We start from the raw sequence: 1,080 nt of genomic DNA, 5'->3' as shown, positions 1-1,080 counted from the left end.
AGTCGTAGGTTAGAACAGCGTTGATTGGGGTGTGGGGTGTGGGGTGTAGGGTGTAGGGTGTAGGGTGATGGGGTGATGGGGTGATGGGGTGATGGGGTGATGGGGTGTGGGGTGTAGGGTGTAGGGTGTGGGGTGTGGGGTGTGGGGTGTGGGGTGTGGGGTGATGGGGTGATGGGGTGATGGGGTGTGGGGTGTAGGGTGTAGGGTGTAGGGTGTGGGGTGTAGGGTGTGGGGTGTGGGGTGTGGGGTGATGGGGTGATGGGGTGATGGGGTGTGGGGTGTCGGAAGAATAAATAGAAATAATCTCCTGAATACTGACTCCTGAATACTGACTCCTGAATACTGACTCCTGAATACTGACTCCTGAATACTGACTCCTGAATACTGACTCCTGAATACTGACTCCTGAATACTGACGACCGGCTACTGATGACCAGCTACTAACCCCACCAACAGACTTATTCAGCACACCCTACCTGGCTTTTTGTCATAAATATTGATATGATTTAACAATCAGCAGCAATTTATGGTAAATATATTTATTTAGGAGAGCGAGAAAATGGCTGGATTCTTTGGCCTGTTTGGCAATAAGACGAAATACGTCGATGAACCGATGGATATGAGCGCACCGGAACCGAAAGAGGCTTTTTACTTGGAACCCGATGACGCTAAAACTCTCGGTAATATCGACTTTATGCGGACACCGATCACGATCCGACGTACTTTCCCGAAAACTGCCTCGAATAAAAAGGGTGGCGAATCGATTAAACAGATTTCTTCTATGGAAGTCAGCAAAGTCACCGATAACGGTATTGTGGCAAAATCGGCTACTTCCGAGGCTAATAGTAAGGCTAACGCTGCTAATGATAACGTTCGTCGCGCTAACGATGACAATATCAATCCTTTCCTGAAAATGGCCCGCGAAATCAAGAAATAGTATAGGGTTTGCTGAATAAATCTAAAAACCTTGTTGGGTAAAACTTTTAGACCTTTTGGCCATCAAAAAGTAATGGATCTGGGAGTGATCGGGGGAAAAATCCCTGGACTTTTTCCCTGAAAATTAGGTAATTGACCCCCTCA

The 1,080-nt window shown here is 47.4% G+C and carries 2 protein-coding genes; one reads left to right on the top strand and one right to left on the bottom strand.

Translation table 11 applies throughout. From position 1 onward, the window contains the following. Nucleotides 1-469: hypothetical protein (locus O9290_RS02930; RefSeq protein ID WP_288086691.1), on the bottom strand; the 469-nt coding region annotated here is incomplete at its 3' end. A 90-nt stretch (nucleotides 470-559) separates the two neighbouring features. Between O9290_RS02930 and O9290_RS02925 the strand changes: the two genes are divergently transcribed. After that, entirely contained in the window at nucleotides 560-937 is a 378-nt protein-coding gene (locus tag O9290_RS02925; protein ID WP_002754350.1) for a hypothetical protein, read from the top strand. Nucleotides 938-1,080 lie beyond the last annotated feature (143 nt).

It is taken from the genome of Microcystis sp. LE19-41.2A (assembly GCF_027530405.1).
Classification (GTDB): domain Bacteria; phylum Cyanobacteriota; class Cyanobacteriia; order Cyanobacteriales; family Microcystaceae; genus Microcystis; species Microcystis aeruginosa.
The sequence above is the reverse complement of the archived record's forward strand: the minus strand, read 5'-3'. Positions and strand labels throughout refer to the sequence as shown.

Coding starts and splice junctions, on each gene's coding strand:
- O9290_RS02925 (WP_002754350.1), top strand. CDS start 560: ATGGCTGGATTCTTTGGCCTGTTTGGCAATAAGACGAAATACGTCGAT.